The organism is Rhodoblastus acidophilus (assembly GCF_009720655.1).
Classification (GTDB): domain Bacteria; phylum Pseudomonadota; class Alphaproteobacteria; order Rhizobiales; family Beijerinckiaceae; genus Rhodoblastus; species Rhodoblastus acidophilus_A.
On record NZ_WNKS01000001.1, the window covers coordinates 66,458 to 86,908 of the forward strand.

Below are 20,451 nucleotides of genomic sequence, written 5' to 3' on the forward strand. Positions count from 1 at the left end.
GCTTTGTGGCGCCGGATTGATTTCATTGGGGCGAAAACATGGCGCAAGCAGACTCCTTCACGACAGCGCCGCCCGAGGGCGGCAAATCCATTACCTTGGGCGAAGTGACGATGATCGTCGTTTCCCTGTTCGGCGCGATCGGCGCGCTGTACATCGCGGCGAACGCCTACACGGCGCCCTACGCGTTCCACATGGTTCTCTTCGCCCTCGCCGGCTTTGGCGGCGTGATCGCGACCCTCAAGCGCTACAAGAACCGCCCTGCGGTCATCCCTCAGGAAATCAACGGCAAGCCCAACTACAACTACGGCCCGATCAAGTTCACCTCGATCGCGGCTGTGTTCTGGGGCATAGCCGGGTTTCTGGTCGGCCTGATCATCGCCACCGAACTGGCCTTCCCCGATTTGTCGATGGGTCTGTCCTGGCTTAACTTCGGCCGGCTGCGTCCGTTGCACACCTCGGCGGTGATTTTCGCCTTCGGCGGCAACGTCCTGCTTGCGACCTCGTTCTACGCCGTGCAGCGCACCTGCCGCGCCCGTCTCGCCGGCGAGATCGCGCCCTGGTTCGTGGTGCTGGGCTACAACCTGTTCATCGTCATCGCCGGCACCGGCTATCTGATGGGCATCACCCAGGGCAAGGAATACGCCGAACCCGAATGGTATTCAGACCTCTGGCTGACCATCATCTGGGTGGCCTATTTGCTGGTGTTCCTGGTGACGTTGTGGAAGCGCAAGGAGCCCCACATCTACGTCGCCAACTGGTTCACCCTGGCGTTCATCATCACCATCGCCATGCTGCACCTCGGCAACAACGCCTCCGTTCCGGTGTCGATCTTCTCGCCGAAATCCTACATCGTCTGGTCCGGCGTCCAGGACGCCATGTTCCAGTGGTGGTACGGCCATAACGCCGTGGGCTTCTACCTGACCGCGGCCTTCCTCGCGATCATGTATTATTTCGTGCCCAAACGCGCGGAGCGGCCGGTTTATTCCTACCGCCTGTCGATCATCCACTTCTGGGCCCTGATCTTCATGTACATCTGGGCCGGCCCGCACCATCTGCACTATACGGCGCTGCCGGACTGGACGCAGACGCTGGGCATGACCTTCTCGATCATGCTGTGGATGCCCTCGTGGGGCGGCATGATCAACGGCCTGATGACGCTTTCGGGCGCCTGGGACAAGCTGCGCACCGACCCCGTCCTGCGCATGCTGGTCGTGTCGATCGCCTTCTACGGCATGTCGACCTTTGAAGGTCCGCTCATGTCGATCAAGGTGGTCAACTCCCTGTCGCATTACACCGACTGGACCATCGGCCACGTGCATTCCGGCGCCTTGGGCTGGGTGGGCTTCGTCTCCTTCGGCGCGCTCTACTGCCTGATCCCCTGGGTCTACAACAAGAGGCTCTACTCGCTGAAGCTCGTGAACTGGCACTTCTGGATCGCGACCATCGGCATCGTGCTCTACATTTCCGCCATGTGGGTGTCCGGCATCCTCCAGGGTCTGATGTGGCGCGCCTATACCGCCAACGGCTTCCTTGAATATTCCTTCATCGAGACCGTCGAAGCCATGTTCCCCTTCTACGTCATCCGCGCGGTGGGCGGCGGCCTGTTCCTCGTGGGCGCGCTGATCATGGCCTTCAACTTCTACAAAACTATTCGTTCGCCTGAACTGGCGGCCGCGTCCGAAGCCGCCCTTGCGCCGGCCGAGTGAGGAGATCGAACATGTCCCTGTGGAGCAAACACGCGATCTTCGAGAAGAACTCCCTGGTTCTTCTGATCGGCATCCTCATCGTGGTCGCCATCGGCGGCCTCGTGGAGATCGGCCCGCTCTTCTACCTGAAGAGCACCATTGAGACCGTCGAGGGCGTGCGTCCCTACACGCCCCTCGAACTCGCCGGACGCAACATCTACGTGCGCGAAGGCTGCTATCTCTGCCACTCGCAGATGATCCGCTCGCTGCGTGACGAGGTTGAGCGCTACGGCCATTACTCGGTGGCCGCGGAGTCGAAATACGACCATCCCTTCCAGTGGGGCTCCAAGCGCACCGGTCCCGATATCGCCCGCATCGGCGGCAAGTATTCGGACGACTGGCAGCGCGGCCATCTGAACAACCCGCGTTCGGTGGTGCCCGGCTCGGTCATGCCGCGCTACGGCTTCCTGGAGAACGCGCCGCTCGATTTCACGCACATTCAGGACGACATGAAGGTGCTGCGGATCGAAGGCGTCCCCTACAGCGACGACATGATCGCCAAGGCCAAGGACGACCTCAAGGCCCAGCTTGGCGACGAGACGACGGTGGCGGATCTCGCCAAGCGTTATCCCAAGGTGGTCGGCCACGTCAGCAATGGCGCCAACGGTCCGACCGAACAGGATGCGCTCGTCGCCTATCTGCAGATGCTGGGAACGACGGTCGACTTCAAACTCTACAATGAAAAGGCCAACTGGCGCTGAGAGGGCGACATGGACGTCGAGACTTTCTTCACTCAGATGAAAATCGTGAGCATCCTTTCGGTCGTGGTCGCCTTCCTCGGCGTCATCGCCTACGCGCTCTGGCCATCGAAGAAGAAAAGCTTCGACGAAGCAGCTCGCCTGCCGCTCAACGAGGATTGAACGATGGTTGATCACACGCACCAAGACATAGATGCGGCCACGGGCACACCGACCACTGGCCACGAATGGGACGGAATCAAGGAACTGAACACGCCGTTGCCGAGATGGTGGCTCTGGCTGTTCTACGCCTGCATCGTCTGGGCTTTCGGATACTGGATTTTCTATCCGGCGATTCCGCTTCCCGGCGGCCACACGCCGGGTATTCTCGGCTGGACGTCGCGCGGCGCGGTGAACGCGGACGTGCAGGATTTGGTGCGCCAGCGCGCCGAGTTCGTCAGCAAGATCGAAAAGGCGTCGCTGCAGGAAATCAGCGCCGATCCGAAGCTCGCTGAATTCGCCCGCGCCTACGGCCGGTCGGCGTTCGGCAACAATTGCGCGCCGTGCCACGGCTCGGGCGGCCAGGGCGCCGTGGGCTATCCGAACCTCGCCGGCGACCGCTGGCTGTGGGGCGGCTCGCTCGACCAGATCGCCGCGACCATCACCCATGGCGCGCGCAGCGGCGATCCCGAGGGACACGATCCCACCGGCGCGGCGGGCATGCCGGCCTGGTCCAAGATGGGCCTGAGCTCGCAGCAGATCGAGGAGGTCGCCGCCTATGTGGCGTCGCTTGTCAACCCAACCAACGCCGACGTTTCGGCGGGCCAGAAAATCTTTGCCGAAAACTGCGCCGCCTGCCATGGCGAAAACGCCAAGGGCAATGCCGAGATGGGCGCGCCCGACCTGACCTCCAAGTCCAAGTGGCTCTACGGTTCGGACAAGGCGACCATCGTCGAGACCGTCGCCAACGGCCGCGCCGGCCAGATGCCGGCCTGGGGCGCCAAGCTCGACCCCGCGACCATCAAGTCGCTGGCGATCTTCGTCCACTCGCTGGGCGGCGGCAAGTGAGCGTGGCCTGATGGCCTGAGTCAAAACGGCGAAGCTCATTGGCTTCGCCGTTTCCTTATGCGCCTTTGCGCGCCTACCACCTGGGCCTTGATTTAAATCAAATGAAATCGAAATAATCATCGACTCCGCAGGTTTCGGGGCCATATAGACAGGCGATGCTCCCCCCAAACTTCGACGTCCGCGCCAAGCCCGCCATGGGTTCCGCGCCGGGGCGATGCAACGGACAAGCGACATGACGCTCAGCGTGGAAAAAACTCCCAAGGCCAGACATCCGCTTCCGGAGCCGGAGGAATCCGACGCGCTCTATGAGGCGCGCAAGCAGATCTATCCGCAGAGTGTGTCGGGCACATTCCGCAACATCAAATGGGGCCTGCTGGTCGGCGGCATGCTGCTCTACTATTTCCTGCCCTTCGTGCGCTGGGACCGGGGCCCCGACCAGCCGGGACAGGCGGTGCTCATCGATCTCGCCAACGGTCGCTTCTATTTCTTCGGCATCGCCATCTGGCCGCAGGAAGTCTATTACATCACCGGCCTGCTGATCCTCGCCGCCTTCACCCTGTTCCTGATGAACGCGCTGGCGGGCCGGGTCTGGTGCGGCTATCTCTGCCCGCAGACGGTGTGGACCGACCTCTACCTCCTGATCGAACGCTGGACCCAGGGCGAGCGTCGCGAGCGCATGAAGAAGGCCGGGCTGCCGTGGACTCCGCGCACCCTGGCCGAAGCGGGCGCCAAACATGCCTTGTGGCTGCTGGTCGCGTGGTGGACCGGCGGCGCCTGGGTGCTCTATTTCGCCGACGCGCCGACCCTGGTGAAGCAGCTCGCCACCTTTGACGCGCCTGCGCAGGCTTACATCTGGATCGGCATTTTCACCGCCACCACCTATGTGCTGGCCGGCTTCGCCCGCGAGCAGGTCTGCCTCTACATGTGCCCCTGGCCGCGCATCCAGGCGGCGCTCACCGACGAATGGGCGCTCAACGTCACCTATCGCGTCGACCGCGGCGAGCCGCGCGGTTCCTTCAAGAAAGCCAGGCTCTTGCGCGAGGCGGGTCAGCCCGCCGGCGACTGCGTCGACTGCAACCAGTGCGTCGTCGTTTGCCCGACCGGCGTCGACATCCGCAACGGCCTGGACATGGGCTGCATCCAGTGCGGCCTGTGCATCGACGCCTGCGACAGTGTCATGACCAGGATCGGCCGACCCAAGGGCCTGATCGGCTATGACACCGACCTCAACGTCGACCGGCGCGCCCAGGGGCTGGCGGCGCTCAAGCCACGAGTCTTTCGCGCCCGCACCATCGCCTACATGGTGCTGATCCTGGGCGTCGCGGCGGCCATGGGCTACAGCCTCGCCACCCGCCACACTCTGGGCGTGGACGTGATGCACGACCGCAATCCGATCTATGTCGCGCTGTCCGATGGCTCGCTGCGCAACGGCTACACCATCCGCGCGCTCAATAAGACCGGTTCCGCGCGCGATTTCAAATTGACCCTCGACGGCTTGCCTCGGGGGCAGTTGGAAGTTTTGGGACGGAAAAGCAGCGGCGCCCTCGACGTTCGTGTGGAAGCTGACCAGACGCTGGAACTGCGCGTGATGGTCACCACGCCGCCGGACGCGACGCCGCCACAGAGCACGCCGATAAAATTCGTCCTGACCGACCCGAAGACGGGCGAGCAGGCCTCGCGCGCGGATTTCTTCAAGGGACCGTGACTTCATTGAGGAGAGATCGATGACTGAAGACAGCGACTACCAGCCCAAGGGCCGGCCCCTCACCGGGCGCAAGGTGCTGGTCATGCTCCTCGGCTTTTTCGGCGTGATGGCGGCGGTCAATTTCTACATGGCGCGCGAGGCGATCGCGACGCATCCGGGCCTCGACCACAAGAACCCCTACGACGCGGGCGTCGCCTACAACAAGGAAATCGCCGCCGCCAGGGCGCAGGACGCGCTGGGATGGTCAGTGGGCTTGACCCGCGCGAAAAACGGCGCGGCGACGGAGGTGACCGCGAGCGTCAAGGACAAGGCGGGCCAGCCGGTGACCGGCCTCGAGGCGGCGCTGCATTTCGACCATCCCTCCTCCAGCAGGCTGGACGTGGATGTCGCCGCGCCGGCCAAGGCCGCCGGCGTCTATGCTGGCGCCGCCGACCTGCCCCCCGGCCACTGGCAGGTGGAGATCGAATTCAAGCGCGCCGGCGAGATTGTGTTCCGCTCCAAAAACACGCTCAACGTCGAGTAAGCGTCATGGGCGCGGCGCCAGATTTTTCGCATTTCGTCAGGACCGACGAGGACGGACGGTCGCGGCTCGACCTCGCGATTGACGGCATCACCTGCGCCGCCTGCCTGCCCGACATCGAGACGGCGATGAAACGCCTGCCGGGCGTAAAACTGGCGCGGCTCAATCTCACCAGCCATCGTCTCGCGCTCACCTATGACCCGAGCCAGGTGGAGCCGGCCCGCTTCACCGGCGTGCTGGAGGCGATCGGCTACCGCGCCTATCCCTACGAGCAGCGGCAGGTCGAGGCCGACGAGCAGGCGCGCTTCACCCTGCTGCTCAAATGTTTGGGCGTCGCGGTGTTCGCCGCCATGAACATCATGCTGTTGTCGATTTCCGTTTGGTCGGGGCAATCGACGTCGCTGCCGCCCGAAACCCGTGACTTTTTTCACCTCGTCTCGGCGGTGATCGCGCTTCCCGCCGCCGCCTATGCGGGACAGCCGTTTTTCACTTCGGCCTGGGCGGCGATCCGCCAGCGCCGGCTCAACATGGACGTGCCCATCACCATCGGGGTGACGCTGGCGCTGGGCCTGTCGGTCTATGAAACCCAGCATCACGCGGACCATGCCTATTTCGATTCCGCCATCATGTTGCTCGCCTTCCTGCTGGCGGGGCGCGTGGTCGATCAGGCGATGCGCCGCCGCACCAAGACGGCGGCGGGAAATCTCGCCGCGCTCAAGGGCGAGAACGCGCTGCGTTTTGACGGGGCGGAGTGGGGGCTTGTGCCCGTCGCGGCGCTGGCGACGGGCGACCGGCTGCTGGTGCGCGCCGGCGAGCGGGTGCCCGCCGATGGCGTGATCGTCGAGGGGAAAAGCGCCGTCGATGAAAGCGCCATCACCGGCGAAACCGATCCCAAGCCTGTCGAAGCCGGCGACCACGTTTACGCCGGCACGGTCAACGGCGAGGGCGCGCTGACCGTCGATGTCACGGCGGCCGGCCATTCCGCGCTGATCGACGAGGCGGCGCGGCTGATCGAACAGGCGGGCGCCGCGCGCTCGCGCTACATGCAGCTTTCGGATCGGGTGTCGCAACTCTATGCGCCCGCTGTGCACCTCACGGCGCTGGTCACCGGCCTGAGCTGGTGGCTGTTTTTCGGAGCCTCCGCGCATGATGCGCTGGTGATCGCCATTTCGGTGCTGATCATCACCTGCCCCTGCGCGCTGGCGCTGGCGGTGCCGACCGTGCAGGCGATGGCCTCCGGCGCCTTCTTCCGCTCCGGCCTGTTTTTGAACGACGCGCGCGGCTTGGAAAAACTGGGCGAGATCGACACGGTCGTGTTCGACAAGACGGGCACGCTCACCCTGCCGCAGCCCGGCGTCGCCAATGCCGACGAGATCCCGGCCGACCTGCTTGAACTCGCTGGCCGTCTGGCGCGCTCCAGCCATCATCCTCTCGCCCTGGCGCTCGCGCGCAGCCTGCGCGCCGGCGCGCCGCTGCCGGATGCGCGGGAAACGCCGGGGCAGGGGGTGTCCGCTCCGCACGAGGGCGGCGAGGCGCGGCTGGGCTCCGCCGCGTTCTGCGGCGCGGAGCCTTTGGCGACGGAGACCGAGGCCAGCTCCATTTACATCCGTGCGGGCGGGCGCGTGGCGCGCCTGTCGATCCGCCAAAACCTGCGGCCCGATGCTGTGAAGATCATCGAGCATCTGCGCGGGGCCGGTCTCGGCTTGCACATCCTTTCCGGAGACCGCGCCGAGGCCGTGGCGCCGGTGGCGGAAAAACTTGGCGTCGCCGATTGGAGAGGCGGGCAAAAGCCGGCGGAAAAGATCGCGTTTGTGGAAGCCCTGAAGGCGCAAGGCAAAAAGGTTTTGATGGTCGGCGACGGGCTGAACGACGCCCCGGCGCTGGCCGCCGCCCATGCCTCGATTTCGCCCATTGACGCGGTGCATCTCACTCAAGGACAGGCCGACGCCGTGTTTTTGGGAGACCGACTGCTGCCCGTCGCCGCCGCACTGGCGATCTCGAAACATGCTCGCGCCCTGATGACCCAAAACCTCACCTTCGCCATCGTCTACAACGCCATTGCGGTTCCTGTCGCCATGGCGGGGCAGGCCTCGCCCCTGTTCGCCGCGCTCGCCATGTCCGGCTCGTCGATCCTGGTGACGCTGAACGCCTTGCGCTTGCGCGGACCGGGCAAAACCGTCAATCTGCTGGCCAAACCTTTGCGAGATCAGCCATGAACGTTCTGGTCTTCCTCATTCCCCTGGCCATCGCCCTCGGCCTTCTCGCTCTCTACGGGCTGTTCTGGTCGCTCAGGCGCAACCAGTACGAGGACATGGAAGGCGCGGCCTACCGCATCCTGCTCGACGACGACATCGAGAAGAAATGACGGCGATCGAGGATAGCAGCGGGCCGGAGCCGGAGGGCATGGGGGTGGCCCGCGCGGGGCGGCTTGCCTGCTTTTGCCCGCCCGGCGCGCCTTCGCCGGGTTCGGCTGGTCTCGAGGTCGAGGGGCGCTGGAGCCCCGGCGTGCTCACGTTGGCGGCGGGCTTCGCGCTGTCGGTTCTGTCGCAAAGCCTGACCCTTGGCATGCTGCCTCTGGCGGGCCGTTTGCTGGCGCCGTCGCCGCACCTCATGTCGGCTCCTTATATCGCCATGCTGCTCGGCGCGGCGTTGGCGACCTTTCCCGCTTCCTTCCTTCTCGACGCTTTTGGCCGACGCGCGGCGCTGGCGCTGGGCGCGAGCCTCGGCGTCGCCGGCGGGCTGATCATGGCCTGGGGCCTGAGCTTTTCCCAGTTCGCGCCGTTCTGCCTCGGGGCGTTCTGGCTCGGCGTCGCCCAGGGGTTTTCGTTCTTTTATCGCCACGAGGCCGCGCTGGGATCGAGCCCCGGCGGTCGCGCGGGCGCAGCTCTGCTCGTGTTCGGCAGCGGCGCGCTGGCGGGCCTGATCGGTCCGGCGCTCGCGGGCTTCGTCGCCCAGCACGCGCCCGAAAAACTGTTTGCCGCGACGGCGCTGGCGGCGGCGGCGACACAAGTTTTGGTTCTGGTCCTCGCCGTGCTCACCACGGCGCGCGCGCCCATCCTGCCTTCGGCCGCGCCACGTGAAAGCGCCGCGCCGGACTGGGGCGCGTTTATCGCGCCCAGCCTTATTGCCGCTCTGGCGTGGTTCGGCATGACGCTGGCGATGGTCGGCGCGCCCGGCGCCATGGCGGGCTGCGGCATCGCCGTTTCCGATATTTTCTCCGCCGTGTCCTGGCACATCATCGCCATGTACGCCCCGGCCTTTTTCGCCGGCGCGCTGGCGCGGCGTCTGGGCGCCGATGCGACCGCCGGACTCGGCCTCGCGCTGATCGCGGCGGCCTGGGCCATTGAGGCCTATGCCGGCGACTACTGGCGTTTCGCCGCCGCGCTGATTGTGGTGGCGGTCGGCTGGAGTTTGGCGACGGCGGGCGCATCGTTGCGCCTTTACCGCGCAAAACCCTCACGGGCGATGCTGGCCGCTCACGACGCGCTGCTGTTCGTCTCCGCCATGGGCGGCGCCTTCGCCGCCGCGTTTTTGCCTGTCTCATGAGGGCGGGGGGCGCCAAAATCCTGTCGATCGCGGGCTCGGACCCCTCCGGCGGCGCCGGAATCCAGGCCGATCTGAAAACGTTTGCGGCCTTCGGTTGCTACGGCATGGCGGCGATCAGCGCGCTCACCGCGCAAAACACCCTTGGCGTGCAGGCGGTGAGCGTGGTTCCCGCCGATTTCGTCGCAAAGCAGATTGAGTCCGTCTTCGCCGACATTGCGGTGGATGCCGTGAAAATCGGCATGGTCGGCGCGCCGGAGAACGCAACCGCCATCGCCGAGGCGCTCTCCCGCGCCAAAGCGCAAAACATCGTGCTCGATCCCGTGCTGGTGGCGACCAGCGGGCATGAACTCGGCGGCGATGTCATGGCGGCGCCGCTTCGAAAAATATTTTCGCTGGCGCGAGTCGTGACGCCCAATTTGATCGAAGCCGCGCGTCTGGTGGGCGGCGGAGAGGCGCGCGGCTTGGAAGACATGCGGAATTTGGCCTTGCGGCTGCACGCCCTCGGCGCCCCGACGGTGCTTGTCAAGGGCGGACATTTGGATGGCGACGCGCTCGACCTGCTCTATGATGGCGCGCAGTTTCACGAATTCACCGCGCCGCGTGTTCCCACCCGCAACACCCATGGCACCGGCTGCGCCTTGTCCTCGGCCATTGCGGCGCTGCTGGGGCAGGGTTTCCTGCTCGCGGAGGCGGTCGGCGGCGCCAAGGCCTGGCTGACGCGCGCGCTGCAAGCCGGCGCGGAGATTCACATTGGCGCGGGCCACGGCCCGCCGCATCACTTTTGCGATTTATGGACATGATCGTCGAAAAACAACGCATCACCATTCCCGAGCTTCGGCTGCTCTGCGGTGCGACGCTCGAAAACGTGCCGGCCGGCTACGAGACCTACGGGCGGCTCAATGCCGCGCGCGACAACGCCATTCTCGTCTGCCACTATTTTTCGGGAACCAGTCACGCCGCCGGGCGCTACCGCGAAGACGACGCCAAGCCGGGCTATTGGGACGAGATCATCGGCCCGGGCAAGGCGGTCGATACGGACAGATTTTTCGTCATCTCCGTAGACAGCCTTTGCAATCTCAACGCCTTCGACCCGAATGTGGTCACGCTGGGCCCGGCGAGTCCTGACCCCTCGGGCAAACCCTATGGCTTGCGTTTTCCCGCGGTCGCCATCGCCGATTTCGTCCGGCTGCAAAAGGCCGTGATCGACGCGCTCGGCATCGAGCGGCTGCATGCGGTGATGGGGCCGTCGATGGGCGGTTTGCAGACTTTTGAATGGGCGGCGTCCTACCCGGAAAAGGTCGGGCGCATCATTCCGGCGATCGCCGCGCCGAATTTCGGCGCCTGGCTCACCGGCTGGCTGTCGCTATGGGCGCAGCCGATCCGGCTCGACCCCGCTTGGCGCGGCGGCGATTACTATGCGACCGGAGCGCCGCGCGCGGGACTTGAGGCGGCGCTCAAACTGATCACGCTGCACGCGCTCGACGCGGAATGGGCGGAGAGCATCGGGCGGGGTCTTGCGCCCGGCGGCGATCCCGCCGACCTCGCCAGCGCGCCCTATGCCATCGAGCAGGCGCTGACCGAGGCCGCTTGCGATCGGGCGGCGTTGGTGGACGCCAATCATCTGCTCTATCTCGTTCGAGCCAACCAAAGCTATATCCCCGGCGCGGGCGCCGGGGCGCGTGACGCCGATGAGGGCTTGAGCCGCATCACGGCGCCGGCGCTGATGCTTTACGCGCCTCTGGATCAGGTTTTCCGCGCCGAATGGATCGCGGCCGCCGCGCGCAAAATTGGCGCGGAAACGTTTCCGCTTCACGGCCCCTACGGCCATTACAACGGCATCCAGAACATCGCCGACGCGGCGGAGCGCATCAAAACTTTTCTGGAACGATAAACTACGCCCCCAGGCGCGCGATCAGTTTTTCGTAGAGCGGGTTTTTCGCCGTGAACACGTAATCGCTCTGGCGAATGATCACATCCTCGGCGCCCTGGCCGATCAGCCAATCGGCGAGCGCCGGCGCCTGCGCCTTGGCGGCGAACATGGTGATGCGGCCGTCGGCGTTGCGGCGACGCAACCGAGCGCCAAAACCGTCGAGTTTGGCCGCAAAGCCCTCGGGCTCCGCATGCAGGGTGGCGATCAATTCACGGGTGGTGCGCGCCTCTTCCTCCGCCGCGATTCGGGCGAGGATTTGCCGGGCGGTTTCGCGCAGGGCCGGGCTCCAGGGCGCGGCGAGCGAAGCCACCAGATTGGCCTCCGAGCGCAGGATCACGCCGTCTTCCAAAACCTTTAAACCGTTGGCCACTAGCGTCGCGCCCGTCGAGGTGATGTCGACGATCACCTCGGCCTGTCCGGCGGCGGGCGCGCCTTCGGTGGCGCCCAGGCTCTCGACGATGTGGTAGTCGGTCACTCCCTTTTCGCGGAAAAAGGCGCGCGTCGTGTTGACGTATTTCGTCGCCACCCGCATCCGCGCGCCGCGCCGGGCGCGAAACCCCATGGCGACATCGTCGAGATCGTCCATGTCGCGCACGTCGATCCAGGCCTGCGGCACGGCGACGACGACATTGGCGTGGCCAAAGCCGAGTTTGGTCAACAGCTCGACCTTGTCCTGCGCTTCCGCCTCGACGACGAGGTCTTCGCCGGTGACGCCGAAATGTGCGGCGCCGGAGGCGAGATTGCGCACGATTTCGGAAGCCGAGAGGAAGGCCACCTCGACATTGTCCACGCCGGCGAGCACGCCGCGATAATCCCGGGCGCCGCGCGCCTGCTGCACGGAGAGGCCGGCGCGGGCGAAAAAGGCGTTGGCGTTTTCTTGCAGGCGGCCTTTCGAGGGAACCGCCAGGACGAGTTTGTCGCTCATGTCACAGCCGCTCCATCCAGATCGCCGCGCCGACCGCGGGTATGTCGTTTTGTGCGCCCAGAATTTTCAACAGACGGTCGTAACGGCCGCCGGCGATCACCGGCCGTCCATTCGCCTGATCGGCTTTGAAAGCCTCGAACACGAAGCCGGTGTAATAATCGAGATTGCGAGCGAAACCGGCGGAAAACTCGAGGCTGTTCAGGTCGATGCCTCGCGCGGCGAAAAAATTCAGGCGCTGATCGAAGGCGTCCATGGCCGCCTGGAGATCGAGCTGTGCGGCGGCGAACAGGGCGCGCAATTCCGCGGAGGCCTGGTCCGGCTGTCCCGATATGGCGAAGAATTGTTCGAGCAAGCCGCGCTTGGCGGCGTCGAGGCCCGCGTCCGAGCGCAATTCCGCCTGTTCCAGAAAACGTTCGGCGATTTCGTTCGCGGTGCGGCCGCCGAGCGCGGAAATATCGGCGATTTTCAACAGGTCTTCGACCAGGGCGCGCGCGCCGGCCTTGTCGGCGCCATCGAGCGCCGCCAGCACGCCGGAGTGATCGGCCCGGCCCTGTTTGGGCGTCAAAATTTCGGCGATGGGCTGGCCCTTGATCAGGCCGGAATGGATGCGCCGCAGCCAGACGGCAGGCAAGTCGAGTTTTTCAAGCAGCGCGGCGACCAGCGCGGCGTCGCCCATGCGCACGATCCAGGGGCCGGGACCGGCGGTCTCCAGCGCCAGGGCCAGGATTTCGGAATCGGCCGCCTCACGGTCGGTGCGACCAAAATTTTCCAGGCCGGTTTGCAAGAATTCCGTCTTCTTGCCGGGGGACAGCCGGAACACCGGGCCTCCGGCGCACATCGCGGAGGGTTCGCCGGCTTCGGGCGAGGCCAGATAGGCGAGCGACAGCGGAATGGTGAATTCCGGCCGCAGGCAATATTCGCGCGCGCCGTCGGAGGCGAGCATCAGGTTGCCCCGCATGTCCTCGCCGGACAGGTCGAGAAAGACGGAAGCCGGCTGCAGAATGCCGGGGTCGCAGATGCGATAGCCCGCGCCCTCGAGTCTGTGCAAAATGTCCTCGTCCTGACCGGCGCTCATGCCACGCTCCGCGAATTTTGCCTCGCTTTAGCAAGTTCGCGTCGCGAAAGCACTTGCTTTTGCAGGTCAGGGTGAAGGGCGCTCATTCCGGGACCTTCAGCTTCTTGTCCTTGCGGCAGGCCGACAGCACTTTCTGCTTGAACGTGTCGATCTTCACCACCTGCATGGACTTGACATCGAAGGCGCCGCCGATGCAGCCGCAAGCATAGCCGTATGCGCCGTTGGTCTTGACGTAATCATGTTCGGAGAGGTCGGGAACCTGGTCCATGCCGGGGTCGCGGTCATCGCCCTGCGTGGTCATGATCCAGTCGCCCTGGCCGTCGGTGAGCCAATAATTTCCCGGCGTCGGGTTGACCACATAGCCGCAGCGGGTTTCGGCGAGCGCCGAGCCCGCGCAGGCCTGGACGACGCCAAGGGCGAGGACGATGCGGCGCATGAAAATTCTCCCAAAGCTCACAGCCCGTGGCGCTCCAGGATTTCCTGCACGCCGGCGACCATGTTCTCCTCGCTGACGGAAATCTGCGCGGGACGCGCCGCCTTCCATTCCTCGTTGGAGGCGATGGCCGCCGCCGCCTGGGCGCCCTCGATCAAATCCTTGATCTGCACCTCGCCCTTTTCGCGCTCGTTGGAGCCCTGGATGATCACGCAGGGGCTTTGGCGGCGGTCGGCATATTTCATCTGCGCCTTCATGCCGGCGCCGCCGAGATAGAGTTCCGCGCGAATGCCGGCCCCGCGCAATTGCGCGACCAGGGTCTGGTAATGCGCGAGATGGTCGCGGTCCATCACCAGCACCACGACGGGGCCGCGATGCGGCTTGGCCGCCACCAGCGGCGAGTTGATCGCCTTCAGCGCCGCGAACAGGCGCGAGACGCCGATGGAAAAGCCGGTGGCCGGCACATCCTGGCCCCGGAAGCGGGCGATCAGGCCGTCGTAGCGGCCGCCGCCGCCGATGGAGCCGAAGCGGATCGGCTGGCCCTTGTCGTCCTTGGCGGCAAACGTCAGTTCGGCCTCGAACACCGGGCCGGTGTAATATTCGAGCCCGCGCACCACCGAGGGGTCGATCAGCAGCCGGCTTTCATTGTAGCCGCAGGCTTTGGCCAGTTCGTCCATGGCCCGGAGCTCGTCGACGCCTTCGGAGCCGCGGGGCGAATGGGCCACCAGGGCGGCGAGCGCCTCGAGGGTTTGCGCATTGTTGCCGCGCCGCGATTCGGTGAAGGCGATCACGGTCTCGATGGCCTCGGTGGGCAGGTTGGCCCCCTTGGTGAAATCGCCGGATTCGTCCTTGCGCCCGGCGCCGAGCAGGTCGCGCACGCCGGCGCCGCCGAGCCGGTCGAGCTTGTCGATGGCGCGCAGCACCACGAGGCGGCGCGCGGCCTGATCCTCGCCGCCGAGCCCGATGATATCCATCACGCCGTCGAGAATTTTGCGATTGTTGATCTTGAGAAGATAGTCGCCGCGGGCGATGCCGAGCTTTTCCAGCGTGTCCGCCGCCATCATGCACAGTTCGGCATCGGCGGCGGGGCTGGCGGCGCCCACCGTATCCGCGTCGAACTGCATGAACTGGCGGAAGCGACCCGGTCCCGGCTTTTCATTGCGGAACACGAAGCCCGAGCGATAGGAGCGGTAGGGTTTTGGCAGGCTTTCGAAATTTTCGGCGAAATAGCGGGCGAGCGGCGCCGTCAGATCGTAGCGCAGCGACAGCCATTGCTCGTCGTCGTCCTGGAACGAGAACACGCCGGCGTTGGGGCGGTCCTGGTCCGGCAAGAATTTGCCCAAAGCCTCGGTGTACTCGACCGCCGGGGTCTCCACCGCCTCGAAACCGAACAATTCGTAGGACTCGCGAATGGCGTCGAGCATGGCGCCGACGGCGCCGATCTCGTCGGCGCCGCGATCGACGAATCCGCGCGGCAGTCGGGCTTTTACGAGCGTGGGCTTGGCTTCGGTCATCAAAAACTTTCCTGTTTGGCGGTTTCATAGGCGGCGCGGCCTGTCGAGACAAGCCTGCGCGTCAAGCGCCCAAGCTTGACTTGATCCCGCGCGCGCTTTAGCCGCAGTCCATGACTGAATGCGCCGCGCCCCAAACGCCGAAAACCCTTGTTGGGCTCTCGGAGATCATCGACCGCTACGATGCGGTTCTGTGCGACATCTGGGGCGTGCTGCACGACGGCGCCCGGGCGTTCCCGGCGGCGGCCCAGGTTTTGCGCGCTTTGCGCGACGCTGGCAAGGCGGTGGCGCTGGTCACCAATGCGCCGCGCCCGGACTATGAAGTGGCGGCGCAGCTCGAATTTTTAGGCGTAGAGGCGGCGTGTTACAACGCCATCGCCACCTCCGGCGACGTCTGCGCCCGCCTGATCGTCGCCAAGGCGCCGCAAAAACCGTTTCAGATCGGTCCGGAGCGCGACTTTCCCGTTTATGACGCGGCCTCGGCCATGGCCGGTTTTGATATAAAACCGGTGGCGCTGGACGAGGCTGGTTTCGTCGTCTGCACCGGACTGGTCGAGGACACGATCGAGACCCCTGCCGATTACGAGGCGATTCTGCAGGCGTGCCGTTCGAAAAATCTGCCGATGATCTGCGCCAATCCGGACCTTATCGTCTATCGCGGGGATCAGCTGGTCTATTGCGCTGGCGCGCTCGCCGAACGCTACGAGCAGCTGGGGGGCTTGGTCGAGCAGGCCGGCAAACCCTACAAGCCGATCTATCACGCCGCGCTGGCCGTGCTCGAACAGGCGGGCGGCGCCCCTTTGGCGCCGTCGCGGGTGCTCGCCATCGGCGACGCCATGCACACCGACATTGCGGGCGCGCAGGGCATGGGCCTGGATTGCGTTTGGATCACCACCGGCATCCACCGCGAGGAATTGCATGGCGTCGGCGGCGAAATCGACGCGGATGCTCTCAAACAGTTCTTCGAGGACCATGCGCAGCCGCCGACCTGGCGCATGGACCGGCTGGTCTGGTGAGCCCTTCGGCCAATGGACATTCGGTCGCGCTCGCGCTTTCTGGTTGCTTCAGCAAAGAAAGGGAGCGCGATGACCGCCAAGTGGAAAATCCATTATCTTGAGGATCTCAGCCTCGGCATGCGGGCGACCATCACCCGGACCTTGACCGAGGAAGATGTGGTGAAGTTCGCGGAGGTTTCGGGCGACCACAATCCGATTCATCTCGACAAGGATTTCGCCGCCGGAACCCTGTTCGGCCAGCGCATCGGCCATGGCCTGTTCACCGCCAGCCTGTTTTCCGCGGTGATCGGCACGTCCTTGCCCGGTCCTGGCGCGGTCTATCTGAACCAGACCTTGAGCTTCAAGGCTCCGGTGCTGATCGGCGACGAGATCGTTGTCACCGTCGAAGTGGCCGAACTGACCGAGCGGGGCAATCGCTGCAAGCTGCATTGCCAGGCGAGCGTCGCCGGAAAGATTGTCCTCGAAGGCGAAGCGCTGGTGAAGGTTCCCTCGCGGGCAAAAGCCTGACGCGCCCCAGGACTTGACGGCCATAGCCCGGCGCCGGTTTAAAGGCGCCGGCCCAAAATCGTGGCCGGATGGAACAATGGCGACTTCAAGATTCATTCTCAGCGTCGACCCGAAGGCGCCGCCGCCGGGTCTCGCCGGCGCCGTGGTCGCCATCGGCAATTTCGATGGCGTGCATCGCGGCCATCGCGCGGTGATTTTTCGCGCCAAGGCGCTGGCGCAAAAACTCGGGCGGCCCTGCGCCGTGCTCACCTTCGAGCCGCATCCCGCCGATTTCTTCGCCGGGGTTCCCACCATTTTCCGGCTCACCTCGCGCGACGCCAAGGCGCACCGACTGCGCGAACTCGGCCTCGACGGCATGGTCGTGCTGAGTTTTGACGCGGGGCTGGCCGCGCTCGACGCCGAAAATTTCCTTGAGGACATTTTGCTGCGCCGGCTCGGGGCGGCGGGTGTGGTGGTCGGCTATGACTTCCATTTCGGCGCCAAACGCTCGGGAACGCCGGACTTTTTGAGGCGGCGCGGCGCCGAACTCGGGCTTTTCGTCGAAATCGTCGAAAAGGTCACGGCCGATGAGGAAGGCTCCATCGAAGCCGTGTCCTCGACAGCGATCCGCGAGGCGCTCATTGCGGGCGACGTCGAGACCGCCGCCGCGCTGCAGGGCCATCCGTGGTCGGTGACCGGCGAGGTGGTCCACGGCGCCAAGCTCGGCCGGACGCTCGGCTATCCCACGGCGAATCTCGCCCTCGACCAGAACTGCGGCTTGCGCCACGCCATCTACGCGGTCGGGGTCGAACTCGACGGCGCGCTGCTGAAGGGCGTGGCCAGTTTCGGCCGGCGCCCGACGGTGGAGGATAACGGGCCGCCGCTGCTCGAAATCCACATCTTCGACTTCGACGGCGATCTCTACGGCCGGGAGATCGAGGTCTATTTCATCGCCTTCCTGCGCCCGGAAGAGCACTTTCCCTCGCTCGACGCGCTGATGGAGCAGATCCGCCGCGACGAGGCTGAAGCACGTCGAATCCTTGACGCGCATGACCAAAATTTAAGTCGCAATTTCGCCCCGCCCCTGCGCTAATCGGCGCCTCCCCCCTTCGATCCGATGCAAGGACAGCCATGAAAATCCTGGGCCTCGCCGTCGCCGTTTTCGCTTTCCTCGCCTTCGGCATCGGCATCCAGCAAGGCGACACGATTCTGGAACTGCTCGGCGGTTTCAGCCTGGTCGCCGCCCTGTGTTGCTGGCGCAGCGAAAATGTCTCCGTCTTCCTGAAGATTTTCATTGCCTTATTCTGCGTCGAAATCATCGCCTTTGGCCTGGGCGATTTCGCCGCCCGTTTCGGCTATTGGCCGCAGGCTCTGGCCGACGCCAAATTCCCGCCGACCCTGCCGCTCACCGTCGCCGTCTTCGCCATTCTGGTGTTCGCGGTTTCGCATGTGCCGGTGGTCCGCAAACTGACCCGGATCGCCGACCGCTTCTTCCACGCCACGAGCGCGACCGTCGCCAAATACGGCCCGTTCCAGTTCAGGGCCACGGAGCGGCGGCTGGCGACCGGCATGGTGGTGTTCCTCGTCCTGATCAACCAGGCGCAGGTGGCGATCACCGTGCGGCTGAATTTCTTCAACCGCGACTGGTTCAACGCCATCCAGGAGAAGAACGCGCCGGAATTCTGGAACCTGCTGCTCTACGTTTTCATGCCCTGGGCCTTCGTCTATGTGGCCAGTGCGGTGATCGAATTTGTCGTCACCAGCTATCTCGTCATCCGCTGGCGCCGCTGGCTCACCCAGTTCTACATTTCCCACTGGCTGGCCGGGCACGCGCATTACCGTCTGTCGCTTGCCGGCGGCGGCGCCGACAACCCCGACCAGCGTATTTCCGAAGACGTGGCGCGCTTCATCGACGGCGGCGCCGAGGGCGGCACTTACGGTTTCGGCGTCTACAATTATTCGATCATGCTGATCGCGACGCTGTCGTCGCTGGTGTCCTTCGCTTTGCTGCTCTGGGGGCTCTCCGCCAATTTCACTGTTCCCGGCACCGATATCGCCATTCCCGGCCTGCTGTTCTGGGTGGCGTTGCTCTATGCGGGCGCCGGCACGCTGATCACCCACCTGATCGGCCGTCCCCTGGCGCGCATCCTGTTCGCGCGGCAGAGGGTGGAGGCGGATTTCCGCTTCTCGCTCGCCCGCTTGCGCGAATATAGCGAGCAGGTGGCGCTGCTGAAGGGGGAGAAGGCCGAGGCCTCGAGCCTGAAGGACAAATTCGGCGCGCTGATCGCCAACTATCTGGAACTGGTGGACCAGCGGAAAAAGCTCACCGCCTTCACCAGCCTCTACGGCCAGATCAGCCCGATCATTCCTTACATCTTCGCCGCGCCCTATTATTTCTCCGGCAAGATCGCGCTGGGGGTGATGACGCAAACCGCCTCCGCCTTCGGTCGGGTCGAGGGCGCGCTGACCTTCTTCATCAACTATTATACCTCGCTCGCCGGTTTCGGCGCGGTGCTCGAACGTTTGTCCGGTTTCGACGCGGCCATCGAGGCGGCGCAGACGCCGGGGGGATTCAAGGTCGCGCATACGCAGACGCCCGGCCTGCGCGGCGCGGCGATCCGTCTGCCGGACGGCCGCGTGCTGCTCGACAAGGTCGATCTGGTTGTGCAGCGCGGGAAAAACCTGCTGGTGACGGGGGCGTCAGGCTCGGGAAAATCCACCCTGTTCCGGGCGATGTCGGGTCTTTGGCCCTATGGCTCAGGCGAGGTCGACCTGCCCGCGGACAAGATGATGCTGCTGCCGCAAAGGCCCTATCTGCCCGTCGGCCCTTTGCGCGACGCCGCCGCCTATCCGGCCGAGCCGGAGAAATATGGCGACGAGGCGATCAAGGCGGCGCTCATCGACGCGCAACTGCCGCAGCTCGCGGACAAGCTGGATGAAAGCGACAATTGGGGGCAGCGGCTGTCTGGCGGTGAGCAGCAAAGGCTCGCCATCGCCCGCGCGCTGCTGGCCAAGCCCGAATGGCTGCTTCTGGATGAGGCGACGGCGGCGCTCGACGAGGACACCGAGGCCGCCATTTACAAGATGCTGGCCGAACGCCTGCCGCAGACCACGCTGGTGTCGATCGGCCACCGCTCGACGCTCAACGCCTGGCACACGGAACGGGCCAAGGCGCAGAGCGACGGGGTGCTGGTCGTTTCACACGCCGGGAAAGACGCGGCGCTCTGAGAGAAGCGCCGCGTTTACAGCAGCGGCGCCCCCGCAAGGCCATGCAGCCAGAATACGGTCGCGATCCACAGGATGGCGCCGACGACGATCGCCTTGATGTCGCCGCCGAAGCCTGTCGCCGGCGCCCTGAGCGGGACGCGGCGCACGGCGAGTGAGATTCGGTCGAAGATCGCGAACAGCAGCAGCCCGCCGAACAGCAGCAGGGCCAGCAGGTCTCCGTTGGAGATGAGATGCGCCAGCGCCCAGACCGCGAGCGCGGTGACCTGCGGATGCTTAACCGCGTCCCGGATTTTTGAGGGAAAATTGGCGGCGGCGAACAGCACGAAGGCGATGAACATCAGCACGAAGGAGAGGTGGCGCGCCCCCGCCGGCGGCGTCCAGAGTTTTATGTCGCCGGGCGCGCCGCGAAACGCCGAGGTCCCGACAACGATCAGGATCATGCCAATGAGGGAAGGCAGCGCGACGAAGCCGGCATAGCCGTTGAGCCCGAACCGCGCGATCAACTTGTCGCGAAGGCCGGGAACGCTCGGAATGAGATGGCCGCCGATAAAGAAAATCAAACCAAGGATGAGCCAGACCATGTGTG

20 protein-coding genes are annotated in these 20,451 nt (G+C 65.2%); 15 read left to right on the plus strand and 5 right to left on the minus strand.

Annotated elements, in window-relative coordinates; translation table 11 throughout:
• The first annotated feature begins 38 nt into the window (after positions 1-38).
• The 11 genes from ccoN (at position 39) to GJ654_RS00385 (ending at position 11,152) form a co-directional block, all read left to right on the plus strand.
• The gene (gene ccoN / locus GJ654_RS00335; RefSeq protein WP_425540364.1) at positions 39-1,706 is read left to right on the plus strand and encodes a cytochrome-c oxidase, cbb3-type subunit I; all 1,668 of its coding nucleotides are present in this window, start codon (positions 39-41) and stop codon (positions 1,704-1,706) included.
• An 11-nt stretch (positions 1,707-1,717) separates the two neighbouring features.
• On the plus strand, positions 1,718-2,446 hold the full coding sequence (gene ccoO / locus GJ654_RS00340) for a cytochrome-c oxidase, cbb3-type subunit II (RefSeq protein WP_155444107.1): 729 nt from the start codon (positions 1,718-1,720) through the stop codon (positions 2,444-2,446).
• Between the two features lie 9 nt (positions 2,447-2,455).
• Positions 2,456-2,605 carry a cbb3-type cytochrome c oxidase subunit 3 gene (locus GJ654_RS00345; protein ID WP_155444108.1) on the plus strand — a complete coding sequence of 50 codons (150 nt, stop codon included), beginning with the start codon at positions 2,456-2,458 and terminating at the stop codon, positions 2,603-2,605.
• A gap of 3 nt (positions 2,606-2,608) precedes the next feature.
• Positions 2,609-3,490 carry a cytochrome-c oxidase, cbb3-type subunit III gene (gene ccoP, locus GJ654_RS00350; protein WP_155444109.1) on the plus strand — a complete coding sequence of 294 codons (882 nt, stop codon included), beginning with the start codon at positions 2,609-2,611 and terminating at the stop codon, positions 3,488-3,490.
• 232 nt (positions 3,491-3,722) lie between these two features.
• Positions 3,723-5,195: a cytochrome c oxidase accessory protein CcoG gene (ccoG, locus tag GJ654_RS00355; RefSeq protein WP_155444110.1), complete on the plus strand. Its 1,473-nt coding sequence runs from the start codon at positions 3,723-3,725 to the stop codon at positions 5,193-5,195.
• A 19-nt stretch (positions 5,196-5,214) separates the two neighbouring features.
• Positions 5,215-5,718 (plus strand): FixH family protein, encoded by a 504-nt coding sequence (locus GJ654_RS00360; protein ID WP_155444111.1) that lies wholly within the window; start codon positions 5,215-5,217, stop codon positions 5,716-5,718.
• Between the two features lie 5 nt (positions 5,719-5,723).
• Positions 5,724-7,931, plus strand: a complete 2,208-nt coding sequence (locus tag GJ654_RS00365; RefSeq protein WP_155444112.1) for a heavy metal translocating P-type ATPase — start codon at positions 5,724-5,726, stop codon at positions 7,929-7,931.
• A complete protein-coding gene (ccoS, locus tag GJ654_RS00370) occupies positions 7,928-8,080 on the plus strand; it encodes a cbb3-type cytochrome oxidase assembly protein CcoS (RefSeq protein ID WP_155444113.1) in 153 nt (50 codons plus the stop codon). Before GJ654_RS00365 ends, ccoS begins: the two co-directional genes overlap by 4 nt.
• A complete protein-coding gene (locus GJ654_RS00375) occupies positions 8,077-9,261 on the plus strand; it encodes an MFS transporter (protein ID WP_246664515.1) in 1,185 nt (394 codons plus the stop codon). Before ccoS ends, GJ654_RS00375 begins: the two co-directional genes overlap by 4 nt.
• Positions 9,258-10,061, plus strand: coding sequence for a bifunctional hydroxymethylpyrimidine kinase/phosphomethylpyrimidine kinase (gene thiD / locus GJ654_RS00380; RefSeq protein WP_155444114.1), 804 nt, complete (start codon positions 9,258-9,260; stop codon positions 10,059-10,061). Before GJ654_RS00375 ends, thiD begins: the two co-directional genes overlap by 4 nt.
• Positions 10,058-11,152, plus strand: a complete 1,095-nt coding sequence (locus tag GJ654_RS00385) for an alpha/beta fold hydrolase (RefSeq protein ID WP_155444115.1) — start codon at positions 10,058-10,060, stop codon at positions 11,150-11,152. The genes thiD and GJ654_RS00385 overlap by 4 nt, the downstream gene beginning before the upstream one ends.
• 1 nt (position 11,153) lies before the next feature.
• Here the strand turns inward: GJ654_RS00385 and hisG are convergent, their stop codons facing one another.
• The 4 genes from hisG to hisS form a co-directional block, all read right to left on the minus strand.
• Positions 11,154-12,116: an ATP phosphoribosyltransferase gene (hisG, locus tag GJ654_RS00390; protein WP_155444116.1), complete on the minus strand. Its 963-nt coding sequence runs from the start codon at positions 12,114-12,116 to the stop codon at positions 11,154-11,156.
• A gap of 1 nt (position 12,117) precedes the next feature.
• Positions 12,118-13,191: an ATP phosphoribosyltransferase regulatory subunit gene (locus GJ654_RS00395; protein ID WP_155444117.1), complete on the minus strand. Its 1,074-nt coding sequence runs from the start codon at positions 13,189-13,191 to the stop codon at positions 12,118-12,120.
• Between the two features lie 82 nt (positions 13,192-13,273).
• Positions 13,274-13,627: a DUF4087 domain-containing protein gene (locus GJ654_RS00400; protein WP_155444118.1), complete on the minus strand. Its 354-nt coding sequence runs from the start codon at positions 13,625-13,627 to the stop codon at positions 13,274-13,276.
• 17 nt (positions 13,628-13,644) lie between these two features.
• Complete coding sequence (gene hisS / locus GJ654_RS00405; protein ID WP_155444119.1) at positions 13,645-15,138, minus strand: histidine--tRNA ligase; 1,494 nt, start codon at positions 15,136-15,138, stop codon at positions 13,645-13,647.
• 110 nt (positions 15,139-15,248) lie between these two features.
• Between hisS and GJ654_RS00410 the strand changes: the two genes are divergently transcribed.
• The 4 genes from GJ654_RS00410 to GJ654_RS00425 all read left to right on the plus strand — a co-directional run bounded on the left by GJ654_RS00410 (position 15,249) and on the right by GJ654_RS00425 (position 19,865).
• Positions 15,249-16,151, plus strand: a complete 903-nt coding sequence (locus GJ654_RS00410; RefSeq protein WP_155444120.1) for a TIGR01459 family HAD-type hydrolase — start codon at positions 15,249-15,251, stop codon at positions 16,149-16,151.
• A gap of 69 nt (positions 16,152-16,220) precedes the next feature.
• Positions 16,221-16,658, plus strand: a complete 438-nt coding sequence (locus GJ654_RS00415) for a MaoC family dehydratase (RefSeq protein ID WP_155444121.1) — start codon at positions 16,221-16,223, stop codon at positions 16,656-16,658.
• A gap of 76 nt (positions 16,659-16,734) precedes the next feature.
• Positions 16,735-17,730, plus strand: a complete 996-nt coding sequence (locus tag GJ654_RS00420) for a bifunctional riboflavin kinase/FAD synthetase (RefSeq protein ID WP_155444122.1) — start codon at positions 16,735-16,737, stop codon at positions 17,728-17,730.
• Between the two features lie 38 nt (positions 17,731-17,768).
• The gene (locus GJ654_RS00425) at positions 17,769-19,865 is read left to right on the plus strand and encodes an ABC transporter ATP-binding protein/permease (protein WP_155444123.1); all 2,097 of its coding nucleotides are present in this window, start codon (positions 17,769-17,771) and stop codon (positions 19,863-19,865) included.
• Between the two features lie 14 nt (positions 19,866-19,879).
• Here GJ654_RS00425 and GJ654_RS00430 read toward each other — a convergent pair whose 3' ends face one another.
• Positions 19,880-20,446, minus strand: a complete 567-nt coding sequence (locus GJ654_RS00430; RefSeq protein ID WP_155444124.1) for an NnrU family protein — start codon at positions 20,444-20,446, stop codon at positions 19,880-19,882.
• Between the last annotated feature and the right edge of the window lie 5 nt (positions 20,447-20,451).

Excerpts from the sequence above, each read along its gene's own strand:
- ccoN (WP_425540364.1), top strand. The coding sequence starts at position 39 with ATGGCGCAAGCAGACTCCTTCACGACAGCGCCGCCCGAGGGCGGCAAA.
- ccoO (WP_155444107.1), top strand. The coding sequence starts at position 1,718 with ATGTCCCTGTGGAGCAAACACGCGATCTTCGAGAAGAACTCCCTGGTT.
- GJ654_RS00345 (WP_155444108.1), top strand. The coding sequence starts at position 2,456 with ATGGACGTCGAGACTTTCTTCACTCAGATGAAAATCGTGAGCATCCTT.
- ccoP (WP_155444109.1), top strand. The coding sequence starts at position 2,609 with ATGGTTGATCACACGCACCAAGACATAGATGCGGCCACGGGCACACCG.
- ccoG (WP_155444110.1), top strand. The coding sequence starts at position 3,723 with ATGACGCTCAGCGTGGAAAAAACTCCCAAGGCCAGACATCCGCTTCCG.
- GJ654_RS00360 (WP_155444111.1), top strand. The coding sequence starts at position 5,215 with ATGACTGAAGACAGCGACTACCAGCCCAAGGGCCGGCCCCTCACCGGG.
- GJ654_RS00365 (WP_155444112.1), top strand. The coding sequence starts at position 5,724 with ATGGGCGCGGCGCCAGATTTTTCGCATTTCGTCAGGACCGACGAGGAC.
- ccoS (WP_155444113.1), top strand. The coding sequence starts at position 7,928 with ATGAACGTTCTGGTCTTCCTCATTCCCCTGGCCATCGCCCTCGGCCTT.
- GJ654_RS00375 (WP_246664515.1), top strand. The coding sequence starts at position 8,077 with ATGACGGCGATCGAGGATAGCAGCGGGCCGGAGCCGGAGGGCATGGGG.
- thiD (WP_155444114.1), top strand. The coding sequence starts at position 9,258 with ATGAGGGCGGGGGGCGCCAAAATCCTGTCGATCGCGGGCTCGGACCCC.
- GJ654_RS00385 (WP_155444115.1), top strand. The coding sequence starts at position 10,058 with ATGATCGTCGAAAAACAACGCATCACCATTCCCGAGCTTCGGCTGCTC.
- hisG (WP_155444116.1), bottom strand. The coding sequence starts at position 12,116 with ATGAGCGACAAACTCGTCCTGGCGGTTCCCTCGAAAGGCCGCCTGCAA.
- GJ654_RS00395 (WP_155444117.1), bottom strand. The coding sequence starts at position 13,191 with ATGAGCGCCGGTCAGGACGAGGACATTTTGCACAGACTCGAGGGCGCG.
- GJ654_RS00400 (WP_155444118.1), bottom strand. The coding sequence starts at position 13,627 with ATGCGCCGCATCGTCCTCGCCCTTGGCGTCGTCCAGGCCTGCGCGGGC.
- hisS (WP_155444119.1), bottom strand. The coding sequence starts at position 15,138 with ATGACCGAAGCCAAGCCCACGCTCGTAAAAGCCCGACTGCCGCGCGGA.
- GJ654_RS00410 (WP_155444120.1), top strand. The coding sequence starts at position 15,249 with ATGACTGAATGCGCCGCGCCCCAAACGCCGAAAACCCTTGTTGGGCTC.
- GJ654_RS00415 (WP_155444121.1), top strand. The coding sequence starts at position 16,221 with ATGACCGCCAAGTGGAAAATCCATTATCTTGAGGATCTCAGCCTCGGC.
- GJ654_RS00420 (WP_155444122.1), top strand. The coding sequence starts at position 16,735 with ATGGCGACTTCAAGATTCATTCTCAGCGTCGACCCGAAGGCGCCGCCG.
- GJ654_RS00425 (WP_155444123.1), top strand. The coding sequence starts at position 17,769 with ATGAAAATCCTGGGCCTCGCCGTCGCCGTTTTCGCTTTCCTCGCCTTC.
- GJ654_RS00430 (WP_155444124.1), bottom strand. The coding sequence starts at position 20,446 with ATGGTCTGGCTCATCCTTGGTTTGATTTTCTTTATCGGCGGCCATCTC.